Source organism: Pseudomonas sp. NBRC 111133 (assembly GCF_001320605.1).
Lineage (GTDB): Bacteria > Pseudomonadota > Gammaproteobacteria > Pseudomonadales > Pseudomonadaceae > Aquipseudomonas > Aquipseudomonas monteilii.
In genome coordinates this window covers 1-19704 of sequence record NZ_BCBJ01000064.1, presented here as the reverse complement: position 1 = coordinate 19704, position 19704 = coordinate 1, and the positions used below count along the sequence as shown (strand labels likewise).

Annotated in this window: 19 protein-coding genes; 9 read left to right on the top strand and 10 right to left on the bottom strand. The window is 63.3% G+C overall.

From position 1 onward, the window contains the following. The 5 genes from APH36_RS13920 to APH36_RS13900 all read right to left on the bottom strand — a co-directional run. On the bottom strand, window positions 1-1777 hold a 1777-nt coding region (locus APH36_RS13920; RefSeq protein WP_060499109.1), incomplete at its 3' end, for a TonB-dependent siderophore receptor. 108 nt (window positions 1778-1885) lie between these two features. Then, the gene (locus tag APH36_RS13915) at window positions 1886-2842 is read right to left on the bottom strand and encodes a FecR domain-containing protein (RefSeq protein WP_060499108.1); all 957 of its coding nucleotides are present in this window, start codon (window positions 2840-2842) and stop codon (window positions 1886-1888) included. After that, window positions 2839-3357, bottom strand: a complete 519-nt coding sequence (locus APH36_RS13910; protein ID WP_060499107.1) for an RNA polymerase sigma factor — start codon at window positions 3355-3357, stop codon at window positions 2839-2841. The genes APH36_RS13915 and APH36_RS13910 overlap by 4 nt, the downstream gene beginning before the upstream one ends. A 387-nt stretch (window positions 3358-3744) precedes the next feature. Continuing rightward, a complete protein-coding gene (locus APH36_RS13905) occupies window positions 3745-4455 on the bottom strand; it encodes a PolC-type DNA polymerase III (RefSeq protein ID WP_060499106.1) in 711 nt (236 codons plus the stop codon). Continuing rightward, window positions 4452-6389, bottom strand: coding sequence for a DUF294 nucleotidyltransferase-like domain-containing protein (locus tag APH36_RS13900; RefSeq protein WP_060499105.1), 1938 nt, complete (start codon window positions 6387-6389; stop codon window positions 4452-4454). Before APH36_RS13900 ends, APH36_RS13905 begins: the two co-directional genes overlap by 4 nt. A gap of 116 nt (window positions 6390-6505) precedes the next feature. Here APH36_RS13900 and APH36_RS13895 point away from each other — a divergent pair, with 116 nt between their 5' ends. Continuing rightward, the gene (locus APH36_RS13895; RefSeq protein ID WP_060499104.1) at window positions 6506-7045 is read left to right on the top strand and encodes a response regulator; all 540 of its coding nucleotides are present in this window, start codon (window positions 6506-6508) and stop codon (window positions 7043-7045) included. Between the two features lie 34 nt (window positions 7046-7079). On the opposite strand, the gene APH36_RS13890 is transcribed toward APH36_RS13895, so the two are convergent. Next, window positions 7080-9257: a malate synthase G gene (locus tag APH36_RS13890; protein ID WP_060499103.1), complete on the bottom strand. Its 2178-nt coding sequence runs from the start codon at window positions 9255-9257 to the stop codon at window positions 7080-7082. 449 nt (window positions 9258-9706) lie between these two features. Between APH36_RS13890 and APH36_RS13885 the strand changes: the two genes are divergently transcribed. Beyond that, on the top strand, window positions 9707-10225 hold the full coding sequence (locus tag APH36_RS13885) for a glycine cleavage system protein R (RefSeq protein ID WP_060499102.1): 519 nt from the start codon (window positions 9707-9709) through the stop codon (window positions 10223-10225). A gap of 232 nt (window positions 10226-10457) precedes the next feature. Here the strand turns inward: APH36_RS13885 and rarD are convergent, their stop codons facing one another. From rarD to APH36_RS13865, 4 genes are all read right to left on the bottom strand, one after another. Continuing rightward, window positions 10458-11345, bottom strand: coding sequence for an EamA family transporter RarD (gene rarD / locus APH36_RS13880; RefSeq protein WP_060499101.1), 888 nt, complete (start codon window positions 11343-11345; stop codon window positions 10458-10460). A gap of 64 nt (window positions 11346-11409) precedes the next feature. Beyond that, window positions 11410-12384, bottom strand: coding sequence for a serine/threonine protein kinase (locus APH36_RS13875; RefSeq protein WP_060499100.1), 975 nt, complete (start codon window positions 12382-12384; stop codon window positions 11410-11412). A 162-nt stretch (window positions 12385-12546) separates the two neighbouring features. Further along, window positions 12547-13311, bottom strand: coding sequence for a TOBE domain-containing protein (locus APH36_RS13870; RefSeq protein WP_060499099.1), 765 nt, complete (start codon window positions 13309-13311; stop codon window positions 12547-12549). A 59-nt stretch (window positions 13312-13370) separates the two neighbouring features. Further along, window positions 13371-14102: a ComF family protein gene (locus APH36_RS13865; protein WP_060499098.1), complete on the bottom strand. Its 732-nt coding sequence runs from the start codon at window positions 14100-14102 to the stop codon at window positions 13371-13373. A gap of 89 nt (window positions 14103-14191) precedes the next feature. On the opposite strand from APH36_RS13865, the gene bioB reads away from it, so the two are divergent. From bioB to APH36_RS13830, 7 genes are all read left to right on the top strand, one after another. Beyond that, window positions 14192-15250 carry a biotin synthase BioB gene (gene bioB, locus APH36_RS13860; RefSeq protein ID WP_016714563.1) on the top strand — a complete coding sequence of 353 codons (1059 nt, stop codon included), beginning with the start codon at window positions 14192-14194 and terminating at the stop codon, window positions 15248-15250. A gap of 1 nt (window position 15251) precedes the next feature. Beyond that, the gene (gene bioF, locus APH36_RS13855; protein ID WP_060499097.1) at window positions 15252-16424 is read left to right on the top strand and encodes an 8-amino-7-oxononanoate synthase; all 1173 of its coding nucleotides are present in this window, start codon (window positions 15252-15254) and stop codon (window positions 16422-16424) included. Next, the gene (locus APH36_RS13850; RefSeq protein ID WP_060499096.1) at window positions 16417-17148 is read left to right on the top strand and encodes an alpha/beta fold hydrolase; all 732 of its coding nucleotides are present in this window, start codon (window positions 16417-16419) and stop codon (window positions 17146-17148) included. The genes bioF and APH36_RS13850 overlap by 8 nt, the downstream gene beginning before the upstream one ends. Continuing rightward, window positions 17141-17956, top strand: coding sequence for a malonyl-ACP O-methyltransferase BioC (gene bioC, locus APH36_RS13845; RefSeq protein ID WP_060499095.1), 816 nt, complete (start codon window positions 17141-17143; stop codon window positions 17954-17956). The genes APH36_RS13850 and bioC overlap by 8 nt, the downstream gene beginning before the upstream one ends. 10 nt (window positions 17957-17966) lie before the next feature. Beyond that, window positions 17967-18647, top strand: coding sequence for a dethiobiotin synthase (gene bioD, locus APH36_RS13840; RefSeq protein ID WP_060499094.1), 681 nt, complete (start codon window positions 17967-17969; stop codon window positions 18645-18647). Between the two features lie 168 nt (window positions 18648-18815). After that, window positions 18816-19112, top strand: a complete 297-nt coding sequence (locus APH36_RS13835) for a hypothetical protein (RefSeq protein WP_060499093.1) — start codon at window positions 18816-18818, stop codon at window positions 19110-19112. Between the two features lie 285 nt (window positions 19113-19397). Beyond that, a partial coding sequence (locus APH36_RS13830) for an acyl-CoA dehydrogenase N-terminal domain-containing protein (RefSeq protein WP_177337103.1) occupies window positions 19398-19704 on the top strand: 307 nt, incomplete at its 3' end.

Here is a 19704-nt window from a genome sequence, read left to right as displayed (position 1 = left end):
CGGCATACGAGATGTAAGGCGTCAGGCCGTTATCGAACACATAGCTGAGCGCTGCGTTACCACTGAACTTCTTGTCGCGCTGGGTATTGGTAGCGTCGCCCTGATTGTGGAAGGTGGTGCCGGTGTGCACCCAGTCCTCACGACCACCCAGGGTCAGGCGCCAGTTGTCCAAGGCCATCTGGTCTTGGACGTACAGGCCGGTCTGCTGGGTTTTCTGATCGTAGTCGTACATGTCGAAGTACTGAACGTTCGAGAAATCCTGGCCGTAAATCGGGTTATGGATATTGCTTGATGGCACACCGGCCGAGCCCCAACGCCAGCGAGCGTTGCTGTCCGAGCGCTGATGGTCGAGGCCCAGCAGCAGGGTATGGGAGAGTTGGCCAGTCTGGAAGTCGGCCTGGAAGTTGTTGTCCACTGCGAACTGGGAGATATCTTCTTCGACGATACCGGCAGTACGTTGCACGGTGCCATCGGCGCTGACGGCTTCGTCCGGCCCGGCTGGCCAGATCGAGCCACCGGCGGTAATGCCCTTGAAGTCCAGTTCGTTGCGTGCATAGCGCAGGTTCTGGCGGAACTGCCAGGTGTCATTCAGGCGGGTTTCGAACGCATAGCCGAGGTGGTAGTAGGTGCGGTCGTAGGACTCCCAATCCGGGTCACCCAGGTTCTTGTGGTGAGAAATCTTGCCCGCCGGGCTGTCCAGCTTGGTGCCTTGCAGCGGCAAGAACTGGCCAGTAATGCCCGTATCATCGCGGGTGTACTGGGAGATGAAGGTCAGCTTGGTGTCGTCGTTGATGTTCCAGGTCAGACTGGGCGCGATGTTATAGCGCTTGTCCGGTATATGGTCGATTGGCGAGCCGCTGTCACGCACGGTACCGCTCACCCGGTACAGGAACTGGCCTGCATCGTCGAGCTTGCCGGTGCTGTCGAAGTTGATCTGCTTGTGATTGTTGCTGCCAACCTGGGCTTCGATTTCATGGCTGCTTTCCAGCTGCGGCCGACGGCTGGTCATGTCCAGCAACCCGCCTGGCGGGGTCTGGCCGTACACGGATGAAGCCGGGCCGCGCAGCACGGCGATGCGCTCCAGGTTCCAGGGTTCGATCTTGGGGGTGGCATAGTTCCCCTTGGGTAATGGCAGGCCATCGAGGAACTGGGTGGGCACAAAACCACGTACCAGCAACCAGTCGCTGCGGGAGTCGGAGCCGTAGCCGCTGCTCTGCACGCCTGCCGTATAGCGCAGGGCATCATTCAGGCTGAGTACTGGACGATCTTCCATCTGCTGCCGAGTGATCACGGTTACCGAGCGGGGTAGTTCGGCGATGGCCGTGTCTGTCTTGGTGCCTGCTGCCGTGCGGGTTGCGGTGTAACCCTCGACCGCCCCCCAGGCGCTTTCATAATTGGCTGTAGCGTTGATCGCTGTTTCTGGTAACGCCAGTGTCCCTTCCGGCGTAGCCACCAGGCTGTAGCTGCCTACGCTGCTTTGTTGCAGTTGCAGGCCAGTGCCGCGCAGGGCGGCTTGCAGGGCACCGAGGCCGTCGTACTGGCCGGTCACCGGGGCCGAGGTGCGGCCGCTGACCAACGCCGGGTCGATGGCCAAGGCGATACCGGCCTGGCTGGCGATCTGGTTCAGGGTGGTGGCCAGCGGGGCGCTGGGCAGGTCATAGGCGCGCGCAGCGGATTGCTCGGCGGCGCACAGGACAGGGCTGGCCAATGGCGCGGTTACGGCGATGGCAAGGGCCATCAGGCTAGGGCGCAAGATACGATCAACAGCACGGGACATGCAGTGGCTCCTGGACGGATAAGTGCTAACTGCTTCCTTGCCGAGCGAGATTTGAAAAGTGACAGGGCTGATCTGAAAAATATCGAGCAGTATTTTTGGCGTTCAGCCTTACTTCGGCACCACGTTCACCCACCACTGGGTATGCCGCTCGATTTTCACCGGCAAAGCCGGCACCAGCGATGCCAGCGCCAGGTCGGTGTCGGTCAGCGGGAAGCTGCCGGTCACGCGCAGGTCGGCGACCTTGGCGTCCACCCCGAGGTGGCCCCTGCGGTACTGGCCCAGCGCGGCCAGCAGGTCGCCCAGGCGCACGTTGTCGACCACCAGCATGCCCCGGGTCCAGGCATCGGCACCGGCGGGCACCTCGCCGATCCGGCCGAGGCCGTTGGCGTTCATCAACACTTGCTGGCCTTCACGCAGCACTTGCTCGTCGCCACTGTTATGCGGCATGGCCGCAACCGAGGCTTGCAGCACTTCCAGGCGCGTACCGTCGGCTTCGCGGCGCACCAGGAAGCGCGTGCCCAGTGGCCGCAGGCGGCCATCGTCGGTGCGTACCAGCAGCGGACGCGGGTCCTGGTGGCCGGTTTCGACCGAAATTTCACCTTGGTGCAGCACGATCACCCGGTGTTCGCCTGCGTAGTCGATATCGACGGCGGTGTGGGTGTTCAGGCTCAGCAATGTGCCGTCTTGCAGGCGCAAGGTACGTAACTCGCCAGTTGCGGTGCGCTGGTCGGCCAGCCAGTAGCTGGGTGCCAGCGACGGGGCGCCGACCCAAGCCAGCAGTGAACCGAGCAGGAACATCCCGGCCAGCCCGCCGCCAACCTTGCCGATTCGGCGCCGCAGGCTGACGCGCGATTGCAGCAGGGCCTGGCGTGCCGGGCCGGCCGCCGCGCTGACCCGTTGGTCCATGGCGCCGAGCTGGCGCCAGGCCCGCGCGTGTTCTTCGCTGGCGGCATGCCAGCGCATGAATTCGTTGCGTTCATCCGGTGTGCCGCTGGCGTCGCCGAGGCTCAGTTTCCAGGCGATGGCGGCTTCCAGTACCCGGGACGAAACCGGTGCGTTGCTCACGTTGGCTCCCCGTACAGGGCCACGTAGCACTGGCGCATGCCTTGGGCAATGTACTGGCGCACGCGCGATACCGAAACGCCCAGGCGCTCGGCGATCTCGGCATGGCCCATGCCGTCCAGACGGTTGTGCAGGAACGCCGCCCGGGCCTTGCTCGACAGCTTGCCCAGCAGGCGGTCGATGGCCTTGAGGTCTTCGAGGATCAGGTGCTGCACTTCGGGCGAGGGCTGTTGGGCTTCCGGGATCAGCGCCAGCTCGGCCAGGTAGGCCTGTTCCAGCGCCGCGCGGCGGAAGTGGTCGAACATCAGCCCCTTGGCCACGGCGGCGAGGAAAGCGCGGGGTTCGCGGGGGGTGTCCAGTTGCTCGCGACCGAGCAGGCGCACGAAGGTGTCCTGGCTCAAGTCTTCGGCACGTTGGCGGCAGGCCGTGCTGCGTTGCAGCCAGGCGAGCAGCCAGCCGCGATGGTCGCGGTACAGCGCACCGACCAGATCGGCGTGTGGGCTCTGTGCAGAAGACAAGCAGCGTCCCCCCGGAACGTATGCATTAACTAACGATAATTATTCGCGATTGTTGCAGAGGGGAGGGGGTGGGGGCAATGGACGCTTATCGGATTGCCATCATGGAAAAGGCTGATAGGGCTGGCTTGAGTCTTTTAGCGCTTGTGAAATCGAGCTCCGCCCGCGCGGCGGATCGCGAGCTATCGCTCGCTCCTACGTTTGTTTCGGGCCAATTATTCCTGCGGGATTTACGCGCGAATGCTTTGGCGTATGGCTCGATATCGCGTCGTACAAACAAGGCGGTCGCGCGCGCCTGTCACAGGCGTTACTGGCCGAAAACAAACGTAGGAGCGAGCGATCCGCTGCGCGGGCGGTGCTCGATCTCACAGGCGCAATAAAAACCACGCCCTACAGCCCATGACTCTGGGCGTTTCGCCGCCGCCACCCTCGCAACCGCTGCTCCAGCTGCAACGGGCTGTCCAGCTGCTGGCGCCGGGCTTGGCTGAACAAAATCAGTGCCAGCTCAGCCGTTACCTGTGCATCGGCACTGGCATGGTGGCGTTCTTCCACCTGCAAGCCAAACCGCGCGACCCAGTCATCCAGCCCGGCCTCGCGCAGCACGGTGTCAGGGTTAAGCATCGGCGCCAGTTCGGCCACATCGAGGAACGGTGACTGCAAGCGGTAACCCAGGCTTTCCTTCAGCGCCCGCGCCAGCATGCGTTGGTCGAATGGCGCATGAAACGCCAGCACCGGGCTGTCACCAATGAAATCGAGCAAATCCAGCAAGGCCTCGGCCGGGTCGCAACCGGCGGCCAAGGCCCCAGGCCCCAGGCCGTGGATCAACACGCTGGCGTTGGTTTTCTGCAAAGGCCGGTGCAGGGTACGTTCGAACTGTTGCGCAAAATCGATGGCACCGTCCTCGATGGCCACCGCCCCGATCGACAACACTTGGTCACGGTTGGGGTTAAGCCCGCTGGTTTCCAGGTCCAGCACTACCCAGCGCTGCTCACGCAAACTGCACACACCCAACGGCGCGGGCTTGGGCTGCCGGGCCAGGCGCTGACGCATGGCGTGGTCCAGCTCGGGCGCGCTGGGGCGCAGCCAGGCGAACAGGCTCATAGCTGATACCGCAAGGCCAGGCTGCTTTGCAGGCGTTGGGCCTGGCGCAGGGACTCGCGCAGGATGCGCCGGTCCAGGTGGTTGAGGCTGTCCGGGTCGAGCCGGTTGGAGTACGGCAGGTTGTCGCGGGTCTGGCGCTGATGCTGCTGCATGCGGGTCTGCTGGATGAAGTGATAAGCCTCTTCATAGGCAGCGCCATCCAGCGGCTCGATCACGCCCTTGGCCACCAGTTGGCGCAGGCGCTCCAGGGTATTGCAGGCGCCGATGCCATTGGCCAGGGCCAGCAAGCGTGCGCCATCGACGAAGGGCGTCAGGCCCTGGACCTTGAGGTCGAGGGTGGCGGCCTTGTCGTTGCCCAGGCGGGTCAGCACGAATTCGCGCAGGCGGCCCACCGGTGGGCGCTGGCGCAGGGCATTGTCGGCCAGCATGCGCTGGAAGAGGCGGTTGTCGGCTACTCGCGCCAGAAGGCTCTGGCGTAACTGCTCGCAGCCTTGCTCGTCGCCCCACACTACGCGCAGGTCGAAATAGATGCTGGAGCCCAGCAGGTTCTCCGGGCTGGCTTCGCGGACAAAACCGGCAAAGCGCCGTGCCCACTCGCTGCGCGACAGGCACAATTCAGGGTTGCCGGCCATGATGTTGCCCTTGCACAGGGTAAAGCCGCACTGTGCCAGGCACTGGTTGATGTACTGCGCCAGCGGCAGCAGGCGCGCACGGATGCTGTCGGCCTCGGCGCTGTCGGCGGCCTCGAAGAGGATGCCGTTGTCCTGGTCGGTGTGCAGGGTTTGCTCGCGCCGCCCTTCGCTGCCGAAGCACAGCCAGCTGAATGGCACACCTGGGTCGCCGCGCTCGGCCAGTGCCAGCTCGATCACCCGGCACACGGTGTGGTCGTTGAGCAGGGTGATGATCTGGGTGATCTGCGTGGACGATGCGCCGTGGGCGAGCATGCGCTCGACCAGCTGGCTGATTTCACCGCGCAGCGAAACCAGGGTGTCCAGCCGAGGCGCATGGCGGATGGTACGCGCCAGGTGCACCAGGTCGACCCGTTGCAGCGAGAACAGGTCACGCTCGGAAACCACCCCGCACAGGCGTCGGTTTTCCACCAGGCACACGTGGGCGATATGCCGTTCGGTCATGGCCATGGCCGCGTCGAAGGCGCTGGCCTGGGGGCTGAGGTAGAAGGGCTTGGCGGTCATGTGCCGCTCGATGGGGGCGCCCAGGTCCGCATCCATCGACGCCACCACCTGGCGCAGATCGCGCAGGGTAAAGATGCCGACAGGGTAGCGCTGCAGGTCGATCACCACGATGCTGCCGACCTGCTGTTCGTGCATCAGCCGCACGGCATCGCGCAACGGTGTATCGGCGCTGCACACCACCGGGTGACGCATGGCCAGCTCACCCAGCGGGGTGTTCAGTGAGTACTGGGTACCGAGGGTTTCCACCGCGCGCTGGCGTACCTGTTGGTTGACCTGGTCGAGCAGGCTGCTGACCCCACGCAAGGCAAAATCCCGAAACACTTCAGACATCGAGAACACGCGGATGAACGCGGCTTTGTTCAACTGCAGGCAGAAGGTGTCTTCACCGGCCAGGTGCTCGGTGCGGGTCGCCCGTTCGCCCAGCAGTGCGGCCAGAGGGAAGCATTCGCCGCTGGTGATTTCGAAGGTGGTCTCCACGCCCGGTTTGACCAGGTGCTGGCGCTCGCCAACCACTCGCCCCTGCTTGACGATGTAGAAGTGCTCCACCGGCCCGTCGGCAGGTTTGACGATGCTTTCGCCGCTGGCATAGAAGCGCAGCTGGCACTGTTCCACCAGGAAGGCCAGGTGGCTGTGCTCCATCTGGTTGAACGGCGGGAAGCGCTGCAGAAACTGCAGGGTGCCCTGGATGTTCTGCAGCACTGCCGTCCTGCCCGCCTGGCTGTAGGCGTCCTTTTTGCTCATGAAACTGACCGTATCGCTATGCCGAACTATATATATCTATATATAGGTGCCGGCCCTGTTGTTCTCTGCCTCCATGGTCGGCTTGCGGCGGGGTGGTGCCCATTGGACGTAAGTCTATGAGCACGCCTGTCAAAGACCCGACGAAAGGCGCACCGGGTTACGCAAGTAAAGTGGTCCTACTGCTGAAGCGGAATTTTTTTGACGAGATGACCATGCCTGAGCAAACCGACATCCTGAGCGACGCCGAGCGCGAGGCATTGGCCGTGGTGAGTGCGCCTGTGGCGCCAAGGCCGTTGGTGCTGGTGGTGGACGATAACGCGGTTAACCGCGAGGCGCTGATCCTGTACCTGAAAAGCCGGGGCATCGATGCGGTAGGGGCGGACGGGGCGCAGGAGGCCAGGCTGTACCTGCATTACCAGCAGCGGATTGGTTTGATGATTACGGATTTGCGCATGCAGCCCGAGGATGGCCTGGACTTGATCCGGACGATTCGTGAGTCGGAGCGGGCGGCGTTGTCGATCATCGTGGTGTCGGGCGACACCGATGTGAAGGAGGCAGTGGACGTGATGCACCTGGGGGTGGTGGATTTCCTGCTCAAGCCTGTGGACCTGGGCAAGCTGCTGGACCTGGTGAAGAGAGAACTGAAAATAGAGTGATGCAGAAAGGGGCCGCAAAGCGGCCCCTTTCGATTTACAGCCCGTTACGCGCCTTGAATTCGCGGCGACGACGGTGCAGCACCGGCTCGGTGTAGCCGTTCGGCTGCTTGCCTCCTTCCACCACCAGCTCGACAGCGGCCTGGAACGCGACGTTGTCGTCGAAGTTCGGCGCCATCGGGCGGTACAGGGCGTCGCCGGCGTTCTGCTGGTCAACCACCACGGCCATGCGTTTGAGACTTTCCAGCACTTGCTCCTGGCTGACTACGCCATGGCGCAGCCAGTTGGCCAGCAACTGGGCCGAAATACGCAGGGTGGCGCGGTCTTCCATCAGGCCGACGTTGTTGATGTCCGGCACCTTCGAGCAACCCACGCCCTGGTCGATCCAGCGCACCACGTAGCCGAGGATGCCCTGGGCGTTGTTGTCCAGCTCGTTGCGAATTTCTTCGACCGACCAGTTGGTATCGGCAGCCAGCGGGATGGCCAGGATGTCGTCTACCGAAGCCGGGGTACGCGACGCCAGTTCACGCTGGCGCGCCTGTACGTCCACCTTGTGGTAGTGCAGGGCGTGCAGGGTGGCGGCAGTCGGCGACGGCACCCAGGCGGTGTTGGCACCGGCCAGCGGGTGGGCGATTTTCTGCTCCAGCATGGCGGCCATCAGGTCAGGCATGGCCCACATGCCTTTGCCGATCTGCGCACGGCCTTGCAGGCCGGTGGCCAGGCCCACGTCGACGTTGTTGTTCTCGTAGGCGCCGATCCACTTCTCGTTCTTCATGGCGCCCTTGCGCACCACGGCGCCGGCTTCCATCGAGGTGTGGATTTCATCGCCCGTGCGGTCGAGGAAACCGGTGTTGATGAACGCCACGCGTTCTGCGGCTGCCTTGATGCAGGACTTGAGGTTGACCGTGGTGCGGCGCTCTTCGTCCATGATGCCGACCTTGACGGTGTTGCGCGGCATGCCCAGCAGGTCTTCGACCTGGCTGAAGATTTCGGCGGCGAAGGCCACTTCTTCCGGCCCGTGCATCTTCGGCTTCACGATGTACACGCTGCCGCTGCGGGTGTTCTTGCGGGTGGTGTTGCCGTTGAGGTTGTGCAGGGCGATCAGGTTGGTGAACAGGCCGTCCTGGATACCTTCAGGGATTTCGTTGCCCTGGGCATCGAGAATCGCCGGGTTGGTCATCAGGTGGCCAACGTTACGCACGAACAGCAGCGAACGGCCATGCAGGGTCACGCTGCCGCCGTTTGGCGCGGCGTACTCGCGGTCCGGGTTCATGGTGCGAGTAAAGGTTTTGCCACCCTTGCTCACGCTTTCGGCCAGGTCGCCTTTCATCAGGCCCAGCCAGTTGCGGTAGACGATCACCTTGTCGTCGGCATCGACAGCGGCAACCGAGTCTTCGCAGTCCATGATGGTGGTCAGTGCCGATTCCATCAGGATGTCTTTCACGCCTGCAGCGTCGGTGCTGCCAACCGGGGTGCTGGCATCGACCTGGATTTCGAAGTGCAGGCCGTTGTGCTTGAGCAGCACGGCAGTCGGCGCGGCGGCGTCGCCGTGGAAGCCGATCAGTTGCGCGTCATCACGCAGGCCGCTGTTGCTGCCGCCTTTAAGGGCCACTACCAGTTTGCCGCCTTCGATGCGGTAGCCGGTGGAGTCGACGTGCGAGCCGGCGGCCAGTGGCGCGGCTTCGTCGAGGAAGGCGCGGGCGAAGGCAATGACTTTGTCGCCACGGACCTTGTTGTAACCCTGGCCTTTTTCGGCGCCGCCTTCATCGCTGATGGCGTCGGTGCCGTACAGCGCATCGTACAGCGAACCCCAACGGGCGTTGGCGGCGTTGAGGGCGAAGCGGGCGTTCATCACCGGAACGACCAGCTGTGGGCCGGCCATGTGGGCGATTTCTTCGTCCACGTTCTGGGTGGTGGCCTGGAAATCGTCGGCTTGTGGCAGCAGGTAGCCGATTTCCTGGAGGAATGCTTTGTAGGCTGCGGCGTCGTGGGCCTGGCCTTTGCGTGCCTGGTGCCAGGCGTCGATCTTGGCTTGCAGCTCGTCGCGCTTGGCGAGCAGGGCTTTGTTCTTTGGAGCGAGGTCATTGATGATCTTCTCTGCACCCGCCCAGAACTGCTCGGCGACGATGCCGGTCCCGGGGATGGCTTCGTTGTTCACGAAGTCGTACAGGACCTTGGCGACCTGAAGGCCACCGACTTGAACGTATCCAGTCATTGCTTGCCTCACTCTGCTCAGCTATTTCGCTCTTCTGTATTAAGCCTGTAGCGCTTCTCTAAACACGGCACCAGTGCATGCCCCCGGGTTGCGCCGGACGCGGCTGGGTGCGGCCTGCCAGACTGGCTGGCGGGCAGTGTGCGTATTTTCACAGGCGCCTTGGCAGACATCCAAACGACGTTTTGTAGTCCGCGCCACGGGATACTACATGAAGCAGTAGGCGGGGCAAAATCAGACTAAAAGCGCCGTTATGCGACCCGTTGGTCGCGTATGGTCACGCTGGGAGTGAGTATGTTCGCAAAAAACAGGTGGATTGTTCCAGATAAATCTTGAAACAGTACACGATTGGTTATGCGGATTGCCCTGCGGCAGGTTGCCGCGCCTTGCCTATACTGAGTCGATCCCCCGATTTTCTGCCGCCCGGCGCGGTTCGACACGAGGAAGGGCTTGTGGATCATCTTGTACTGACGGTAATTGCCCCTGACAAGGCCGGCCAGGTCGAACGTATTGCCCAATGCATCGCCGACCACAGTGGCAACTGGCTGGAAAGCCGCATGTCGCGTATGGCCGGGCAGTTTGCCGGTATCCTGCGGGTGGCGGTGCCGGCTGAGAATTATGCTGAGCTGGTGGCATCGCTGCAGGGGTTGGCCAGGGATGACATTCGGGTGCTGATTGCCGAGAGCGGGAGTGAGCCCTCTTGCACATGGAAACCGATTGCCATGGAACTGGTGGGTAACGACCGGCCGGGGATCGTGCGCGACATTACTCGTTTGCTGGCGGAGTTGCAGGTGAACGTCGAGCGGTTTTCCACAGAGGTGCGGCCTGCGCCGATGAGCAGCGAGCCGCTGTTTCATGCTGATGCGCTGCTGGCGCTGCCGTTGACCTTGCCGCTGGATGTGCTGCAGCAGAAGCTGGAAAGCCTGGCGGATGACTTGATGGTGGAGTTGCACTTGCGTGCCGAGGATTGATTCGAGACTGGCCCCCTGCGGTTATCCCGATATCACGGGGAAGGCCCTGTGGATAACCTGGGGGTTCCCCTCTCCAGCCCAGGCCGAGCGTGCCTTACACAGGTTTGCTCAAAAAACACCCAAAAATCAGCAGCTTGTGCACAAAGCACGGGGACGAGGGTGTGGATAACCTTTGGAGATGTCTCTGCAGGCCGCGCATCACAAGGCCTGCAGAGGTTTGATCGTTTTTTGATCAGCTTCGCTTGCGCAAACTCAACCAGGCATCGACGCTGTAAATGGCCAAACCTGCCCAGATGAACATGAACGCCACCAGGTTGCTCGACGACAGGTGCTCATCAAACAGCAGCACTGCCTGCAGCAACACCAGTGTGGGTGCCAGGTATTGCAAGAAGCCCAGCGTGGTGTACGGCAGGTGCCGCGCCGCCGCGTTGAAGCACACCAACGGTATCAGCGTCACCGGCCCGGCAGCCATCAGCCACAGCGCCTCGCTGCTGGTATAGAACGCCCCTTGGGCACTCATCGCCGCCGGGTGCAGCAGCAGCCAGCCAAGGGCCAGCGGCACCAGCATCCAGGTTTCCACTACCAGGCCCGGCAATGCCGCCACTGGCGCCTGTTTGCGAATGAGCCCATAGAAGCCGAAGCTCAGCGCCAGCACCAGCGACACCCAGGGCAGGCTGCCCACTTGCCACACCTGCTGGGCCACGCCCACGGCGGCCATGCCCACCGCCAGCCACTGCAGGCGGCGCAGGCGTTCGCCAAGAATCAGCATGCCCAACAGCACATTGATCAGCGGGTTGATGTAGTAGCCCAAGCTGGCTTCGAGCATGCGGCCGTTGTTCACCGACCACACGTACGTCAGCCAGTTACCGGCGATCAGTGCCCCGCTCAGGGCCAGGATGCCCAGCCGGCGTGGATTGTCGCGCAGTTCACGCCACCAGCCAGGGTGTTTCCACACCAGTAGCAGCAGCGAGCCGAACAATGCCGACCAGAGTACCCGGTGGACAATGATCTCCACCGCCGGGACGCTCTGGATCGCCTTGAAGTACAAGGGGAACAGGCCCCAGATGATGTAGGCACTGAGGCCCAATATGTACCCGCGACGCGGGTTTGCGGCGTGCATGCAGAATCCTTGCTTAGGTAGCTAAATAAAGCGACGCCTATTGTAGACAGAGGCGGGCGTGCTTCTAGAACAATTTCAGCGGGGCTTCATCCAGTGCCGCCATCTGTTCGCGCAGGGCGAGAATCTGGTCGCCCCAGTAGCGGGGCTGGCCAAACCACGGGAAGCTCGGCGGGAACGCCGGGTCGTCCCAGCGCCGTGCCAGCCAGGCGCTGTAGTGCAGCTGGCGCAGGGCGCGCAGGGGTTCGATCAGGGCAAGCTCGCGCGGGTCGAAGTCGTGGAACTCGTTGTAGCCGTCGATCAGCTCGGCCAACTGCCCCAGGCGCTCCTCGCGGCTGCCGGCCAGCATCATCCACAGGTCTTGCACGGCCGGGCCCATGCGGCAGTCGTCGAGGTCGACCACGTGGTACACCTCGTCGCGGTGCATCAGGTTGCCGGGGTGCAGGTCGCCGTGCAGGCGGATGAGCTGGTGGGGCGTGCGGGCGTAGATCTCCTCGACCCGCTTGAGCACGTCGCGGGCCACGGACTCGAATGCTGGCAACAACTCACGCGGGACAAAATCGCCTTCCAGCAAAGTGTTGAGCGAGGCGTGGCCAAAGTTGTCCACAGCCAGGGCCTCGCGGTGTTCGAACGGTTTGCTGGCGCCTACGGCGTGCAGGCGGCCGAGAAGTTGGCCGAGGCGATACAGCTGGTCGAGGTTGCCTGGCTCCGGAGCGTGGCCACCGCGGCGGGGGAACAGGGTGAAACGGAAACCCTGGTGTTCGAACAAGGTGCGGCCATCGTGCTGCAGGGGCGCAACCACCGGCACTTCGCAGTCAGCCAGTTCGGCGGTGAAGCTGTGTTCTTCGAGGATGGCCGCATCGCTCCAGCGGCCTGGGCGGTAGAACTTGGCGATCAGCGGCTGCGCGTCCTCGATGCCCACCTGGTAGACGCGGTTTTCGTAGCTGTTCAGTGCCAGCACCCGTGCATCGCTGAGAAAGCCGATGCTTTCCACGGCGTCCAGGACCAGGTCAGGGGTGAGGGTGTCGAAGGGGTGGGACATGGGGGCTCCGGGGATAAGCGGCATGGGGCCATGTTACCGCGTTCCGCTTGTACCGGCCTCTTCGCGGGCGCGCCCGCTCCCACAAGTACAGCGAAGCCTTCAAGGTGTGCGAAATTCCTGTGGGAGCGGGCATGCCCGCGAACCGCGCGAAGCGCGGCCAGGCTAGGCAGGAACGCCGATCAGCACATAGGACGGATGAAACTGCACCCGTACAGAACTGCCAGCTGCTACCTGCTGGCCAGCCAACCAATCCCCCTCGGCAATTGCACACAGCGTCTGCCCATTGCCCAGCGCCAGCCGGACCTCACCAGGCCCGTCATCCTCGGTCAGCACGTCTTCCACCGTAGCGCTCAAGCAATTGCTGCCCGCTTCAGCCTCTTCTCCCTCCGCCAACAACCGCACCCATCCAGCCTTGAGCAACGCCACCACCATTGTCCCCAACGTCAGCTCCAGCCGCGCGGTACTGTCGTGCGTGATCAGCGCATCAATTTCCAGCCCGCCGCCCAATGCCAGGCTGACACGGTCATACCGGCCTTCACGGCGCAGGCCGCTGACCTGGCCCTGCAGCTGGTTACGCGCACTGGTGCGCAGCATCAGGCGGCCGAGCAGGTCGAGGTCGCTGGACTCTTCGGCGGCTTCAAGGATTTGCGCCTGCAAGGCCTGCAGCCGCTGATACAGGCGCAGTACCCGCTCGCCTTCCGGCGACAAACGCGCACCGCCACCGCCACGGCCACCGGCGCTGCGCTCCACCAAGGGCTGGCTGGCCAGGTTGTTGAGCTCGTCAATGGCATCCCAGGCGGTCTTGTAGCTGATGCTCGCAGCCTTGGCGGCGCGGGTGATCGAGCCTTGCTCGGCAATGTGCTGCAGCAGCGCAATGCGCTGGGGGCGGCGGGCGATGTGCTGGGTAAGCAAAGTAGGCAGCGTCATGAGCATTGAGTCGTTGTAGGTGAAGGGCCTGAGGGTGGATTGTGTAGGACTGTGCAGTGTCATGCATACCCCGGCTTGGACGTGCGTGCCAGGCAATACACATCCACACGCTGCGCGCCGGCTTTGCGCAGCACTTCGGCAATGGCCTGCACGGTGGCACTGGTGGTTACCACATCATCGACAATGGCGACATGCTTGCCTGTCAAATCGCCCGTGACCGCAAACGCCTGACGTAGATTGCGCCGCCGTGCCTTGGCGTCCAGCTGTTGTTGTGCAGGCGTCTCGCGCGTGCGCACCAATAACCGCTCGTCGCAAACCAGCCCAAGCTGCGAAGACAACCAACGCCCAAGCATCCCCGCCTGGTTGAACCCTCGTTCGCGCAGTCGACGCCTGGCCAAGGGTACCGGCAACAGCAGGTGAGGGCGGGCTAACCCTTCGGCAAAGCGATGCCGCAGCCCAAGCCCGAGCAATTCAGCCATCAACCGCCCCAAGGGCCACTGCCGGTTGTGCTTGAAGCGGCTGACCAGCGTATCGACCGGAAAGCCGAATTGCCAAAGCGCAAACACCCGGTCGAAGGCCGGCAGGTGGCGACAGCACTGGGCGCAGGTCAGGCCCGCCATGGGCAGCGGCAGGGCGCAGCGCAGGCAATGATCACCTAGCCAAGGCAATTCCTGCTCGCAGGCCATACACAGGGGGTAGGCCTGCTCGGCAGGCTCATCACACAACAAACACGACTGATTAATAAGTGAGCACTTGTAAACCAGTCTTTTCCAGTATGGTTGACAGTTCATAGGCCTTCCATGACTATGCGAGCTATCCGTGATGCGCTGGCGGGCTTTCCTGTCTCGGCGCCAGCTACAGCCTAAACAAGGAAACGCCGATGAGCGCCAGCACAACTGCAACAACACGTCACGACTGGTCCCTGGCCGAGGTCAAGGCGTTGTTCCAGCAACCGTTCAATGACCTGCTATTCCAGGCGCAGACCGTGCACCGCGCGCATTTCGACCCGAACCGCGTGCAGGTATCGACCCTGCTGTCGATTAAGACCGGCGCCTGCCCGGAAGATTGCAAATATTGTCCACAGTCCGGCCACTACAACACCGGGCTGGAAAAACAGAAACTGATGGAAGTGCAGAAGGTGCTTGAAGAAGCCGCCCGCGCCAAAGCCATTGGCTCCACCCGTTTCTGTATGGGCGCAGCGTGGAAGCACCCGTCGGCCAAAGACATGCCTTATGTGCTGGAGATGGTCAAAGGGGTGAAGGCCATGGGCCTTGAAACCTGCATGACCCTCGGCAAGCTCGACCAGGAGCAAACCGTGGCCTTGGCCCAGGCGGGCCTGGACTACTACAACCACAACCTCGACACCTCGCCGGAGTTCTACGGCAGCATCATCACCACCCGCACCTACAGCGAGCGCCTGCAAACCCTGGCCTACGTGCGTGATGCCGGCATGAAGATCTGCTCTGGCGGCATCCTGGGCATGGGTGAGTCGCTGGACGACCGCGCGGGCCTGCTGATCCAGTTGGCCAATCTGCCCGAGCACCCGGAGTCGGTGCCGATCAACATGCTGGTCAAGGTAGCCGGCACGCCGCTGGCCGAGGAAGAGGATGTGGACCCGTTCGACTTCATCCGCATGCTGGCCGTGGCCCGCTTGCTGATGCCCAAGTCGCACGTGCGCCTGTCCGCCGGCCGCGAGCAAATGAACGAGCAGATGCAGGCTCTGGCCTTCATGGCTGGCGCCAACTCGATTTTCTATGGCGAAAAACTGCTGACCACCGCCAACCCGCAAGCCGACAAGGACATGCAACTGTTCGCGCGCTTGGGCATCAAGCCTGAAGCGCGTGAAGAGCACGCCGACGAAGTGCACCAGGCGGCTATCGAGCAGGCGTTGGTCGAACAGCGCAGCAGCGAGATGTTCTACAACGCTGCATCGGCCTGACATGGCCTTCGACCTGGCGGCGCGCCTGGCCGAACGGCGCGCCGCAGACCTGTATCGGCAGCGGCCACTGCTGGAAAGCCCGCAGGGGCCGGAGGTGGTGGTCGACGGCCAGCGCTTGCTGGCCTTCTGCAGCAATGACTACCTGGGCCTGGCCAACCACCCTGAAGTGATCGCCGCCTGGCAGACCGGCGCCGAGCGCTGGGGTGTGGGCGGTGGCGCTTCGCATCTGGTGGTCGGCCACAGCACGCCGCACCATCAGGTTGAAGAGGCGCTGGCCGAACTGACCGGGCGCCCGCGTGCGCTGCTGTTCTCCACCGGCTACATGGCCAACCTGGGTGCTATCACCGCATTGGTGGGGCAGGGCGACACCGTGCTGCAGGACCGCTTGAACCACGCGTCCCTGCTGGATGGCGGGTTGCTCAGTGGTGCCCGCTTCAACCGCTACCTGCACAACGACCCGGCCAGCCTGGCCAGCCGCCTGGACAAGGCCGTCGGCAATACCCTGGTGGTGACCGATGGCGTGTTCAGCATGGACGGCGACCTGGCCAACCTGCCGGCACTGGCTGATGTCGCCCGGGCGCGTGGTGCCTGGCTGATGGTCGACGATGCCCATGGTCTGGGTACCTTGGGTACGCAGGGCGGCGGTATCGTCGAGCACTTCGGCCTGGGCGTGGAAGACGTGCCGGTGCTGATCGGCACGTTGGGTAAGGCCTGCGGTACTGCCGGTGCCTTTGTCGCCGGCAGCGAAGCGCTGATCGAGGCGCTGGTGCAATTTGCCCGCCCCTACATCTACACCACCAGCCAGCCACCGGCACTTGCCTGTGCCACGCTCAAGAGCCTGGAGTTGCTGCGCCGCGAGACTTGGCGACGTGAGCACCTGGCGGCGTTGATTCGCCAGTTCCGCGAGGGCGCGCAACAGATCGGGCTGCAACTGATGGACAGCCCAACGCCGATCCAGCCCATTGTGATCGGCGACAGCGCACAGGCCCTGCGCCTGTCGCGCATGCTGCGCGAGCGCGGCTTGCTGGTGACGGCCATCCGCCCACCCACCGTGCCGGCTGGTAGTGCGCGCCTGCGGGTGACCCTGAGCGCCGCGCACAGCGAAGCGCAGGTGCAGCTATTGTTGAATGCATTGGCCGAGTGTTATCCACAGTTGGAGAACGCCGATGCGTAATCGCCTTGTACTGCTGCCCGGCTGGGGCCTGGGCACTGCCTCCCTGGAGCCGCTGGCAGCGAGCCTGCGCGCCCAGGACGCTCGCCTGCAGGTGGAGCTGATGCCCTTGCCGGAATTGGCCGACAGCGATGTTCAGGCCTGGGTCGACCACCTGGATCGGAAGCTGCCGAACGACGTGTGGCTGGGCGGCTGGTCGCTGGGCGGCATGCTGGCCAGCGCCTTGGCACACAAGCGCGGTGACCACTGCTGCGGCCTGCTGACACTGGCCAGCAACCCCAGCTTCGTGGCCCGCCCGGACTGGCCCCATGGCATGGCCGAAGACACCTTCGGCACCTTCCTCGATGGCTGCCGCAGCCATACCCAGGTCACGCTCAAGCGCTTCCGCACGCTGTGCAGCGATGGCGCCCTGCAACCGCGCACGTTGCTGCGGCAACTGGGTGTCGGCGTGCCGGATACCGACCCGTTGTACCTGGCCACAGGCCTTGAAGTGCTGGCCAGGCTTGATACCCGTGAAGCCCTGCAGGCCTATGCTGGCCCGCAGTTGCACCTGTTTGCCGGTAGCGATGCACTGGTGCCGGCAGAGGCGGCAAAAGCGTTGAGCGAGTTGCTGCCCGATGTGGAAGTGGGCTTGGTCGAAGACAGTTCCCACGCATTCCTGCTGGAGTACCCGCAGGAGCTGGCGGCGGGCATCAAGAGTTTCCTGCATGAGAGTGGCGATGACTGACCTATCCCGTCCAACCCCTGGCGCGCTGCCCGACAAACGCCAGGTGGCGGCCTCGTTCTCCCGCGCTGCGGCCAGCTACGACAGCGTGGCGGCCTTGCAGCGCGCAGTGGGTTTGCACCTGCTGGAGCAATTGCCGGCAGGCATGCAGCCCTCACATTGGCTGGACCTGGGCAGCGGCACCGGCCATTTCAGCCGCATCCTGGCCGAGCGCTTTGCGCAAACCAGTGGCGTGGCGGTGGATATCGCTGAAGGCATGCTGCGCCATGCTCGTCATGAGCAGGGCGGTGCGCATTACCATGTGGCGGGTGATGCTGAGCGCCTGCCGCTGCGTGATGCCTGCGTCGATCTGGTGTTTTCCAGCCTGGCCGTGCAGTGGTGCGACCAGTTTGCCAGCGTGCTGGCAGAGGCGTCGCGTGTGCTGCGCCCCGGCGGCGTGCTGGCCTTCAGCAGCCTTTGCGTGGGTACCCTCGACGAACTGCGGGCCAGTTGGCAGGCAGTGGATGGCCTGGTGCATGTGAACCGCTTCCGGCGTTTTGAGGATTATCAACGCCTGTGTGCTGGCAGCGGGCTGGAACAGCTTGAATTGCAACGTTGCCCACACGTGCTGCACTACCCGGATGTACGTAGCCTGACCCATGAACTCAAGGCGTTGGGGGCACACAACCTGAACCCCGGGCGACCGTCCGGGCTTACCGGTCGGGCGCGCATGCAGGGCCTGCTGCACGCCTATGAGGCATTTCGCCAGCCTGCGGGGCTGCCAGCCACCTATCAAGTGGTCTATGGTGTGTTGCGCAAGCCACAGGCGTAAGGGGAGCACGATGAGCCAGGCCTATTTCATCGCCGGTACCGATACCGATGTCGGCAAGACCACCATCGCCGCCGGGCTGTTGCATGCGGCGCGGTTGCAGGGCATGAGCACACTGGGCGCCAAGCCGGTGGCCTCGGGCTGCACGATGACCCCGAAAGGGTTGCGCAATAGTGATGCCCAGGCGCTGATCGATGAAAGTACGATCAAGTTGCCGTATGAGCAGGTCAACCCGTTCGCCTTCGAGCCGGCGATTGCTCCGCATGTGGCGGCGCGCGAGGCGGGGGTGACGCTGGCCGTGCCCGCGCTGTTGGCAGCGATGCGCAATGTGCTGCAACAAAATGCCGACTTCACGTTGGTTGAAGGTGCGGGTGGCTGGCGTGTGCCGTTGTCGGGGTTGGAGAACCTTTCGGACCTTGCCGTTGCCCTTAAATTGCCAGTGATACTGGTTGTGGGCGTTCGCTTGGGCTGTATCAGCCATGCCTTGCTCAGTGCCGAGGCGATCGAGCGTGACGGGCTGCAGTTGGCCGGGTGGGTGGCGAATATCATCGAGCCGCGTACTTCGCGGCTGGAAGAAAATCTGGCCAGTCTGGCCGAGCGCTTGCCGGCGCCTTGCCTTGGGCGGGTGCCCAAACTGAAGCTCGCCAGTGCCGATATGGTGGCTGAACACCTTCAGTTGGATCTGCTGGATTAGTCGTTTCCAGGCCCGGCCCTTTCGCGGGCAAGCCCGCGAAGAGGCCGGTGCAGGAATACCCAAGGCCTATCAGATAGCACCAGGCCATTATGGATTTAAACGGGCCTTTTCACGACAGGCCTGCTTTAATTGAGCCTGTTCGTCATCCAGCGTCAATGGAGTCCTGACATGGAAATCACCGGTAGCTCCGCCTACTACGCGGGCCTGAGCGCAATCCAGGCCGGCCAGAACCGCGTCGATCAGGCCGCCGGCCAGATTGCAAACGCCACCGCCGAACGTACCGCCACCAGCCAGTCCAGCGACTTTCAGGCTGAGCGCTTGCGCGCGGTCGACCGCAGCCAGCAGATGGACCTGGCCACCAGCACCGTGCAGATGGCCTTGGGCAAAACCGAAGTCGAGCTTGGCGCAAAGATGGCCAAGGCATCCGACGAAATGCTCGGCCGGATTATCGATACTTACGCCTGAGAGGGCGCTCCCTCGAATTACACACAGCCCCTGTGGGGGTGTGCCCGCGAAAGCGTCAGATCAGGCACCTCAATTGCCTGATCGGACGCCTTCGCGGGCACGCCCGCTCCCACAGGGGCATTGTTTTCTCTAGGTCTGGCATATTTGCCATTTTTCGTGGCGTAAATGGCACCATAGTCCATCCTTGACAGAATGCGGTGCTAAACGTAAGTTTCAAACAACTGTTTGATACGACGGCCGCCAAGAGCTGGTCACCCCACAGAACTGACTCAGAGGTTCATCGCAATGCCTGATTACAAAGCCCCCTTGCGTGATATCCGCTTCGTTCGCGACGAGCTGCTTGGCTATGAGGCGCACTATCAGAGCCTGCCGGGCTGCCAGGACGCCACGCCCGACATGGTCGACGCGATCCTCGAAGAAGGCGCGAAGTTCTGTGAGCAGGTGCTGTCGCCGCTGAACCGTGTGGGTGACCAGGAAGGCTGCACCTGGAGCGAATCGGGCGTCAAAACCCCGACTGGCTTCAAGGCAGCCTACGAACAGTTCGTCGAAGGCGGCTGGCCGAGCCTGGCCCATGACGTCGAGCACGGCGGCC

Bases quoted from the DNA above. Each gene is read 5' to 3' on its own strand.
- APH36_RS13905 (WP_060499106.1), bottom strand. From the start codon at position 4,455: ATGAGCCTGTTCGCCTGGCTGCGCCCCAGCGCGCCCGAGCTGGACCAC.
- APH36_RS13900 (WP_060499105.1), bottom strand. From the start codon at position 6,389: ATGAGCAAAAAGGACGCCTACAGCCAGGCGGGCAGGACGGCAGTGCTG.
- APH36_RS13895 (WP_060499104.1), top strand. From the start codon at position 6,506: ATGAGCACGCCTGTCAAAGACCCGACGAAAGGCGCACCGGGTTACGCA.
- APH36_RS13890 (WP_060499103.1), bottom strand. From the start codon at position 9,257: ATGACTGGATACGTTCAAGTCGGTGGCCTTCAGGTCGCCAAGGTCCTG.
- rarD (WP_060499101.1), bottom strand. From the start codon at position 11,345: ATGCACGCCGCAAACCCGCGTCGCGGGTACATATTGGGCCTCAGTGCC.
- APH36_RS13875 (WP_060499100.1), bottom strand. From the start codon at position 12,384: ATGTCCCACCCCTTCGACACCCTCACCCCTGACCTGGTCCTGGACGCC.
- APH36_RS13870 (WP_060499099.1), bottom strand. From the start codon at position 13,311: ATGACGCTGCCTACTTTGCTTACCCAGCACATCGCCCGCCGCCCCCAG.
- APH36_RS13865 (WP_060499098.1), bottom strand. From the start codon at position 14,102: ATGAACTGTCAACCATACTGGAAAAGACTGGTTTACAAGTGCTCACTT.
- bioB (WP_016714563.1), top strand. From the start codon at position 14,192: ATGAGCGCCAGCACAACTGCAACAACACGTCACGACTGGTCCCTGGCC.
- bioF (WP_060499097.1), top strand. From the start codon at position 15,252: ATGGCCTTCGACCTGGCGGCGCGCCTGGCCGAACGGCGCGCCGCAGAC.
- APH36_RS13850 (WP_060499096.1), top strand. From the start codon at position 16,417: ATGCGTAATCGCCTTGTACTGCTGCCCGGCTGGGGCCTGGGCACTGCC.
- bioC (WP_060499095.1), top strand. From the start codon at position 17,141: ATGACTGACCTATCCCGTCCAACCCCTGGCGCGCTGCCCGACAAACGC.
- bioD (WP_060499094.1), top strand. From the start codon at position 17,967: ATGAGCCAGGCCTATTTCATCGCCGGTACCGATACCGATGTCGGCAAG.
- APH36_RS13835 (WP_060499093.1), top strand. From the start codon at position 18,816: ATGGAAATCACCGGTAGCTCCGCCTACTACGCGGGCCTGAGCGCAATC.